Genomic DNA, 1,285 nt, shown 5'->3' with positions numbered 1-1,285 from the left:
TACTTAACAGTACGCCTCAGTAACCCTTCTTTGATTCCCTGAATTTCCTCCATGAAGAATATTGCATTTCTGGCCCTGCTGGGGCTAACCCTGGCCAGCTGCGGCGGCGACAAAAAAGAAGCGGCAGCTGAAGACACGAAAACCGAGAAGCCCGGCGACCAGCCGACCAAAGCCGGCCAGACTAGCGGCGAAGCTAAGGAGAAACAAGCCACCCTGGCTACCCTCTCGCCCGCCGAGCAGCAAACCGCCGGCATCCGGCTGGGCCCCGTGGAAGACCGGGTGCTGAGCGGGGTGCTCAAAGTCAACGGCACCCTGGACGCGCCGCCCGAAAACGCGGTGGCTGTCAGCTCCTTGCTCGGGGGTATCATCGAGCGCACCACCCTGCAGCAGGGCGCGCGCGTACGGGCCGGGCAGGTGCTGGCCACCATCCGCAACCCCGAGTACGTGCAGCTGCAGCAGGATTACCTCGAAACCAGCAGCCGCCTGGAGTATGCCCGCGCCAACTATGCCCGGCAGGAGGAACTCTACAAGCAGGAGGTTGCCCCGCAGAAAAACTTCCAGCAGGCCCGCGCCGACTACCGGGCCCTGCAGGCGCAGGTAGCGGCCCAGGCGGCGCGCCTGCGCCTGGCCGGGCTGCCCGTCGGCGGTGCCATGACTACTACGGCTCCGGTGAAGGCCCCGCGCGGCGGCTACCTAAAAACCGTGAACGTCAGCGCCGGCCAGAGCGTAACGCCCACCGACGTGCTGTTTGAAATCGTGGACCCCTCGCACCTCGACGTGGTGTTGACAGTCTTTGAAAAGGACGTACCCAAGGTACGCAACGGCCAGACCGTGCGCTACACCCTGACCAACGACTCGGTAGGCGACAACCACCAGGCCAAGGTGTACCTCATTGGCCGGGCAGTAAGCGAGGACCGCACGGTGCGGGTATATGCCCACCTGACCCGCGAGGATGCCAGCCGCCTGCCGGGAACCTATGTTCGGGCCGTGGTCGAAACCAACTCGGCCTCCGTGCCCGCCCTGCCCGACCAGGCCGTGGTACAGTTCGGGGGCCGGCCTTACATTTTTCTCGTCGATGACAAGCCCGCGCCAAAGGGCGAAACCGGCTACCGCATGATACCCGTAGTAACCGGGGTAAGTGAGAGCGGCTACACGCAGGTAACGCTGCCAGCGGGCACTGCCACGACCAAAGTAGTGGTCGGGGGGGCCTATTCGCTGCTGGCCAAGCTTAAGAATGCCGAAGAGGAAGAGTAATTCCCGTTGGTATTGGCCGCTAGTTTAACCC

General features: G+C 63.6%; 1 protein-coding gene. It reads left to right on the top strand.

Going from position 1 to position 1,285, the window contains the following annotated elements:
* The first annotated feature begins 51 nt into the window (after window positions 1-51).
* A complete protein-coding gene (locus E4631_RS25625) occupies window positions 52-1,254 on the top strand; it encodes an efflux RND transporter periplasmic adaptor subunit (protein WP_135318685.1) in 1,203 nt (400 codons plus the stop codon).
* Window positions 1,255-1,285 lie beyond the last annotated feature (31 nt).

Origin of the sequence: Hymenobacter sp. UV11 (assembly GCF_004684095.1) — a bacterium.
In the GTDB taxonomy this organism is placed as follows: Bacteria; Bacteroidota; Bacteroidia; order Cytophagales; family Hymenobacteraceae; genus Hymenobacter.
The sequence above is the reverse complement of the archived record's forward strand: the minus strand, read 5'-3'. Positions and strand labels throughout refer to the sequence as shown.

Coding starts and splice junctions, on each gene's coding strand:
- E4631_RS25625 (WP_135318685.1), top strand. CDS start 52: ATGAAGAATATTGCATTTCTGGCCCTGCTGGGGCTAACCCTGGCCAGC.